Here is a 7,081-nt window from a genome sequence, read left to right as displayed (position 1 = left end):
ACCCGGAAGTACTCGAAGCGCGCCAGCGGCGCATTCCGATCGTGCCGCGCGCGGTGATGCTCGCGGAGTTGATGCGCCTGAAGCAGGGCATCGCGATCGCCGGCACGCACGGCAAGACCACCACCACGTCGCTGGTCGCGAGCGTGCTCGCCGCCGGCGGGCTCGACCCGACCTTCGTGATCGGCGGCCGCTTGATCAGCGCGGGCGCGAACGCGCGGCTCGGCACGGGCGATTTCATCGTCGCCGAGGCGGACGAGTCGGACGCGTCGTTCCTGAACCTGTTCCCGGTGATCGAAGTCATCACGAACATCGACGCCGATCATATGGACACCTACGGTCACGACTTCGCGCGGCTCAAGCAGGCGTTCATCGAATTCACGCATCGACTGCCGTTCTACGGGATTGCGGTGCTGTGCGTCGACGATCCGAACGTGAAGGAGATCCTGCCGTTCGTGTCGAAGCCGATCATCCGCTACGGTTTCGCGGCCGATGCGCAGGTGCGCGCGGTCAACGTCGAAGCGCACCAGGGCCGCATGCATTTCACTGCGATGCGCGAAGACGCGGCGCCGCTCGACATCGTTTTGAATCTGCCTGGCGAGCACAACGTGCAGAACGCGCTCGCCGCGATTGCGATTGCGACTGAACTTGAAGTGAAAGATGCCGATATCCAGCGAGCGCTCGCGGATTTCAACGGCGTCGGCCGCCGTTTCCAACGCTATGGCGAAGTGCCGGTGAGCGCTGAAGGGCAGGCCGCGGGTGCCTACACGCTGGTGGACGACTACGGTCACCATCCGGTCGAAATGGCCGCCACCGTCGCGGCGGCGCGCGGTGCGTTTCCAGGCCGGCGTCTGGTGCTGGCGTTTCAGCCGCACCGCTTCACGCGCACCCGCGATTGCTTCGAGGATTTCGTGAAAGTGCTGTCGACCGTCGACGCGCTCGTGCTGACCGAAGTCTATTCGGCCGGCGAGGCGCCGATCGTCGCGGCGGACGGCCGCGCATTGGCGCGCGCGCTGCGCGTGGCCGGCAAGGTCGAGCCGGTATTCGTCGATACGGTGGATGAAGTGCCGGACGCGCTGTCGGCAGTGGTGCGCGACGGCGATGTGGTGATCACGATGGGCGCGGGTTCGATCGGCGGTGTGCCGGGTCGCCTCGCTCAGGCAATGAAGGTATGACATGACCAGTATCGATCCGAAACGATTCGGCAAGGTGGCAGTGCTGCTGGGCGGAAATTCCGCCGAGCGCGAGGTATCGCTCAATTCTGGGCGGCTGGTGCTGCAAGGTCTGCGCGACGCGGGTGTCGACGCGCACCCGTTCGATCCGGCGGAGCGTGAGCTGTCGGCGCTCAAGGACGAGGGTTTCGTGCGCGCGTTCAACGCGCTGCACGGTGGCTACGGCGAAAACGGCCAGATCCAGGGCGCGCTCGATTTCTACGGCATCGGCTATACCGGCAGCGGCGTGCTCGGTTCGGCGCTCGGTCTGGACAAGTTCCGCACCAAGCTCGTATGGCAGCAGCTCGGCATTCCGACGCCGCCGTTCGAAGCGGTACTGCGTGGCGACGACTATGAAGCGCGCGCGCAAGAGATCGTCGCGAAGCTCGGCCTGCCGCTGTTCGTGAAGCCGGCGAGCGAAGGCTCGAGCGTCGCGGTGATCAAGGTGAAGAGCGCGGATGCGCTGCCTGCCGCGCTGATCGAAGCGATCAAGTACGACCGCATCGTCGTCGTGGAGAAAAGCATCGAAGGCGGCGGCGAGTACACCGCGTGCATCGCCGGCAAGCTCGACTTGCCGGTGATCCGCATCGTGCCGGCCGGCGAGTTCTACGACTATCACGCGAAGTACGTCGCGAACGACACGCAGTATCTGATTCCGTGCGGCCTGGGCGACCAGGAAGAAACGCGCCTGAAGCAGCTCGCGCGCCGCGCGTTCGACGTGCTCGGCTGCACCGACTGGGGCCGCGCGGACTTCATGCTCGACGGCGCTGGCAACCCCTATTTTCTGGAAGTGAACACCGCGCCTGGCATGACCGATCACTCGCTACCGCCGAAAGCGGCGCGCGCGGTCGGCATCAGCTATCAGGAACTCGTCGTCGGCGTGTTGGCGCTGACGCTGCAGGACTAACCGGATAACCCGAAAGCAACGCCATGTGGAACAACGTTCGCCAGCTCAACCTCGCCACCAACGCGCTGCACGCGTTGCTGGTGCTCGTGCTGCTGGCGGCGGGCGGTTACTGGCTGATCCAGCGCCCGAATTTCGCGCTGCACGAAATCCAGATCGACGGCGACACCGAGCACATCAATTCGCCGACGGTGCGCGCGAGTGTCGTCGGGCGCCTGAAGGGCAACTTCTTCACGGTCGATCTCGACGTCGCGCGACAGGCGTTCGAGCAGATGCCGTGGGTGCGTCATGCGAGCGTGCGGCGGGTCTGGCCGAATGCGCTGGCTGTCACGCTCGAAGAGTACAAGCCGCTGGGCACGTGGGGCAGCGATCAGCTGGTGAGCGTCGACGGCGAGCTGTTCACCGCGAACCAAGGCGAGCTGGACCAGGACCTGCCCGCGTTCGACGGTCCGGACGGCACCGCGAAGGAAGTAGTCGCGCGTTATCACGACTTCCAGAAGTGGTTTGCGCCGTTGGGCGCCACACCGGAGGAAGTGACGCTGTCGCCGCGCTACGCATGGACGGTGAAGCTGTCGGACGGCATGCAGGTGGAGCTGGGGCGCGAGCGCAATCAGGACACGCTGGGCGATCGCAGCAAGCGCCTCGCCGCGGCATGGGGTGCGGTGACGCAACGTTGGGGGAAGGATATCGAGTATGCGGACTTGCGCTATCCGAACGGTTTCGCGATTCGTGCCGCTGGCATGCGCTTCATCAGCGAACCCGACAAGGGCAAGAAGTAAACGGACATCACACGCACTGAGCACGCTATGAGTAAAGACTATAAAGATCTGCTGGTCGCCCTCGACATCGGGACGTCGAAGGTGGTGGCCATCGTCGCCGAGCTGAAGGGCGAAGGTCTCTACGAGGTGATCGGCCTCGGCCAGAGCGAATCGAAGGGGCTCAAGAAAGGCGTGGTGGTGAACATCGAAGCCACCGTGCAGTCGATTCAGCGCGCGCTCGAGGAAGCCGAGCTGATGGCCGACTGCAAGATCACGAACGTATTCACCGGGATCGCCGGCAGCCATATCCGCAGCTTCAATTCGAGCGGGATGGTCGCGATCAAGGAGAAGGAAGTCACGCAGGCGGACGTCGCGCGCGTGATCGAAACGGCGAAGGCGATCAACATTCCGACCGATCAGCAGGTGCTGCATATCCTCACGCAGGAATTCATCATCGACGGCCAGGAAGACGTGCGCGAGCCGATCGGCATGAGCGGCATCCGCCTCGAAGTGAAGGTGCATATCGTCACCGGCGCGGTCAGCGCGGCGCAGAACATCGTCAAGTGCGTGCGCCGCTGTGGGCTCGAAGTGAACGATCTGATTCTGCAGCCGCTTGCGTCGTCGCTCGCGGTCCTCACGGAAGACGAGAAGGAACTGGGCGTGGTGCTGGTCGACATCGGCGGCGGCACGACGGACATCGCGATCTTCAGCGAAGGTGCGATCCGCCACACGGCGGTGATTCCGATCGCCGGCGATCAGATCACCAGCGACATCGCGATGGCGCTGCGCACGCCGACGCCGGACGCCGAGGACATCAAGGTCGATTACGGCATCGCCAAGCAGGCGCTCGCCGATCCGGACGAAATGATCGAAGTGCCGGGGCTCGGCGAGCGCGGTCCGCGCACGCTGTCGCGCCAGGCGCTGGCCGCGGTGGTCGAGCCGCGCGTCGAAGAACTGTTTTCTCTCGTGCAGCAGGTGGTGCGCGAGTCGGGCTACGAGGAGCTGCTGAGCTCGGGCGTCGTGCTGACCGGCGGCGCGTCGATGATGATCGGCATGGTCGAGCTCGGCGAGGATATTTTCCTGAAGCCGGTGCGCATCGGCGTGCCGGAATACGCGGGTGGTCTCGCCGACGTGGTGCGCAATCCGCGCTACTCGACGGCGATGGGCCTGCTGGTCGAAGGCCGCTCGCAGCGCATGCGCGGGCGCAAGGTTGCGGTGCAGTCGGGGTCGATGGGACAGGTGTTCTCGCGGATGAAGGACTGGTTCCTCGGCAATTTCTGACGACAGGTTTCGAGTAATTCGCGCTGGTGCCGGCGGCCGGTGCGCGACAGGAGGTTGCCCGATCTCCTGCCGGATAACGCCGAGTGCGGTAACTTTTTTATCTTGACGGAGGCAACATGGAATTCCAGATGCTGGAAACCGAAACGAACGGCACCATCATCAAGGTCGTCGGAGTCGGTGGCGCTGGCGGCAATGCCGTTCAGCACATGATCAACAAAGGCGTGCAAGGCGTCGACTTCATCGTGATGAACACGGACGCGCAAGCGTTGTCGCGTTCGCGCGCAACCGCGGTGATCCAGCTCGGCAACACGGGGCTGGGCGCGGGTGCGAAGCCGGAAATGGGCCGCGCGGCCGCGGAAGAAGCGCGCGAGCGCATCGCCGATGCACTGCGTGGCGCGCACATGGTGTTCATCACCGCGGGCATGGGTGGTGGCACGGGTACCGGCGCCGCGCCGGTGGTCGCGCAGATCGCCAAGGAAATGGGCATTCTGACCGTCGGCGTCGTGAGCAAGCCGTTCGAGTTCGAAGGCGGCAAGCGCATGCGCGTCGCGGAAGCCGGTTCACAACAACTGGAGGATCACGTCGACTCGCTGATCGTCGTGCTGAACGACAAGCTGTTCGAGGTGATGGGCGATGACGCCGAGATGGACAAGTGCTTCCAGTGCGCTGACGACGTTCTGAACAACGCGGTCGCGGGTATTGCGGAAATCATCAACGTCGACGGTCTGGTGAACGTCGACTTCGAAGACGTGAAGACCGTGATGGGCGAGCAGGGCAAGGCGATGATGGGCACGGCGACGGTGGCCGGCGTCGATCGCGCGCGTCTGGCGGCCGAACAGGCGGTCGCCAGCCCGCTGCTCGAAGGCGTCGATCTGTCGGGCGCGCGCGGTGTGCTGCTCAACATCACGTCGAGCCGTTCACTGCGTCTGTCGGAAACGCGCGAAGTGATGAACACGATCAAGAGCTATGCGGCGGAAGACGCCACCGTGATCTTCGGCGCAGTGTACGACGACGCGATGGGCGACGCGTTGCGCGTGACGGTCGTGGCAACGGGTCTGGGGCGCGCGGCGAAGAAGCAGCAGTCGGCACCGATGACGCTGCTGCGCACCGGCACCGACAATCAGCCGGTCGGCGCAATGCAGCACGCGGCGTACACACCGGGGGCAGGGCACGCAAGCACGGCTGACTACGGCGCGCTGGATACGCCGGCGGTGTGGCGCACCTCGCGCGACACGGCGGCGTCGCACGTGCAGGCGCTGCAGGAAAAGGGCGTCGATACGTACGACATTCCGGCGTTCCTGCGCAAGCAGGCGGACTGAGCGGCGCGCGCAGGCTTTCGTTGCCGCGCTGCGGTCGAGCAGCAGCGCTGGCGGACGAACGCACGAGCGTGGCGTATGAACGGTGCAGAAGTCGCGTATCGTCAGATTCGCGGCAGGGGCGAGTGCCCTCTGCGGATTCGCGAAGCGGACGAGGTGACTGCCGCCGGACGGCAAGGCCGACGATGGCCCAGCCGGAATTCACTGCGACACGACGACGTGTGAGCGCGCATCGCATCGATGCAAAGGACTGAGCATGATCAACGCAGGTGACAAGCTGCCCGACGCAACGCTCTTCGAGTTCGTCGAAGACGAGCGGGCGGGCTGCACGATCGGACCGAACAGTTTCGACGTGCGCGAACAGACGGCGGGCAAGCGCGTGGTGATCTTCGGATTACCCGGCGCATTCACGCCGACCTGTTCGGCCAAGCATGTACCCGGTTACGTCGAGCATGCCGAGCAGCTGCGCGCTGCCGGTATCGACGAGATCTGGTGCGTGTCCGTCAACGACGCGTTCGTGATGGGCGCGTGGGGACGCGATCAGCACACCTCGGGCAAGGTGCGCATGATGGCGGACGGCAGTGCGGCTTTCACGCGGGCGCTCGGTCTCGAGCAGGATCTGTCGGCGCGCGGCATGGGAATCCGTTCCCAGCGCTACGCGATGGTGGTCGACGACGGCGTGGTCAAGACGCTGAAAGTCGAAGCCGCCGGCAAATTCGAAGTCAGCGATGCGGCGAGTATTCTCGCTACGTTGAGCTAGTTGCTGGCGTCGTGCCTTCGCCGGGAGCCCGCGCGTTCGAACTCGCGTGGCATCGCGGCAACGGTGATCAAGACGCTTTTGTGACAGGCCGTTACGCGGGCCGATGACCGGAAACGCCTCCATTCCGGGGCATCGGCCCGTCACGCTTTCCGTCGCGGCGCGTAGGGTAACGCGGAGAAACAGATTGATACGTTCCCTGAAAAGACGCTTGTCAGGCGATTGGAGTATACTTCCCCCTATGGAATAAAAAGTCCCGATTGGGATTTTCAATCGAACAGAAGATCACCATGTTGAAGCAGCGCACAATCAAATCGATCGTCAAGACTGTCGGCATCGGTCTGCACTCGGGCCGCAAAGTCGACCTGACGCTCCGTCCGGCCGCGCCGGACACTGGCATCGTGTTTTCGCGCGTGGATCTGCCGACGCCGGTGGACATCCCCGCGTCGGCGATGGCGATTGGCGATACGCGTCTGGCTTCCGTGTTGCAGAAGGACGGCGCGCGCGTCTCGACCATCGAGCATCTGATGTCCGCCTGCGCCGGTCTGGGCATCGACAATCTCTATGTCGACGTCACCGCCGAGGAAATCCCGATCATGGACGGCAGCGCGGGTTCGTTCGTGTTCCTGATCCAGTCGGCGGGAATCGAGCAGCAGAACGCGCCCAAGAAATTCATCAAGGTCACCAAGCCGGTTGAAATTCGCGACGGCGACAAATTTGCGCGTCTCGACCCGTTTTTTGGTTTCAAGCTCAAATTCACAATTGACTTTCGTCACCCGGCCGTGGACAAAACCGGCCAGGCGCTGGAAGTGGATTTCGCCAATACGTCGTACGTGCGGGAAATCGCGCGTGCCCGC

Annotated in this window: 7 protein-coding genes; all 7 read left to right on the top strand. The window is 64.2% G+C overall.

Annotated features, from left to right (window positions below; translation table 11 throughout):
- Window positions 1–1,172, top strand: a 1,172-nt coding sequence (gene murC, locus VGH68_RS22075) for a UDP-N-acetylmuramate--L-alanine ligase (RefSeq protein WP_331605841.1), incomplete at its 5' end; no start/stop codon positions are given.
- 1 nt (window position 1,173) lies between these two features.
- A complete protein-coding gene (locus tag VGH68_RS22070; protein ID WP_331605840.1) occupies window positions 1,174–2,115 on the top strand; it encodes a D-alanine--D-alanine ligase in 942 nt (313 codons plus the stop codon).
- A 23-nt stretch (window positions 2,116–2,138) separates the two neighbouring features.
- The gene (locus VGH68_RS22065; protein WP_331605839.1) at window positions 2,139–2,891 is read left to right on the top strand and encodes a cell division protein FtsQ/DivIB; all 753 of its coding nucleotides are present in this window, start codon (window positions 2,139–2,141) and stop codon (window positions 2,889–2,891) included.
- Window positions 2,892–2,918: 27 nt separating this feature from the next.
- Entirely contained in the window at window positions 2,919–4,151 is a 1,233-nt protein-coding gene (ftsA, locus tag VGH68_RS22060) for a cell division protein FtsA (RefSeq protein WP_331605838.1), read from the top strand.
- Between the two features lie 116 nt (window positions 4,152–4,267).
- Window positions 4,268–5,470: a cell division protein FtsZ gene (ftsZ, locus tag VGH68_RS22055; protein ID WP_331605837.1), complete on the top strand. Its 1,203-nt coding sequence runs from the start codon at window positions 4,268–4,270 to the stop codon at window positions 5,468–5,470.
- Between the two features lie 253 nt (window positions 5,471–5,723).
- Entirely contained in the window at window positions 5,724–6,227 is a 504-nt protein-coding gene (locus tag VGH68_RS22050; protein ID WP_331605836.1) for a peroxiredoxin, read from the top strand.
- A gap of 287 nt (window positions 6,228–6,514) precedes the next feature.
- Window positions 6,515–7,081: UDP-3-O-acyl-N-acetylglucosamine deacetylase (lpxC, locus tag VGH68_RS22045; RefSeq protein ID WP_331605835.1), on the top strand; the 567-nt coding region annotated here is incomplete at its 3' end.

This window comes from Paraburkholderia sp. (assembly GCF_036488505.1).
GTDB lineage: Bacteria > Pseudomonadota > Gammaproteobacteria > Burkholderiales > Burkholderiaceae > Paraburkholderia.
Note: the sequence above shows the minus strand (reverse complement) of the source record. Positions and strands in the feature narration are given on the sequence as shown.

Excerpts from the sequence above, each read along its gene's own strand:
- VGH68_RS22070 (WP_331605840.1), top strand. The coding sequence starts at position 1,174 with ATGACCAGTATCGATCCGAAACGATTCGGCAAGGTGGCAGTGCTGCTG.
- VGH68_RS22065 (WP_331605839.1), top strand. The coding sequence starts at position 2,139 with ATGTGGAACAACGTTCGCCAGCTCAACCTCGCCACCAACGCGCTGCAC.
- ftsA (WP_331605838.1), top strand. The coding sequence starts at position 2,919 with ATGAGTAAAGACTATAAAGATCTGCTGGTCGCCCTCGACATCGGGACG.
- ftsZ (WP_331605837.1), top strand. The coding sequence starts at position 4,268 with ATGGAATTCCAGATGCTGGAAACCGAAACGAACGGCACCATCATCAAG.
- VGH68_RS22050 (WP_331605836.1), top strand. The coding sequence starts at position 5,724 with ATGATCAACGCAGGTGACAAGCTGCCCGACGCAACGCTCTTCGAGTTC.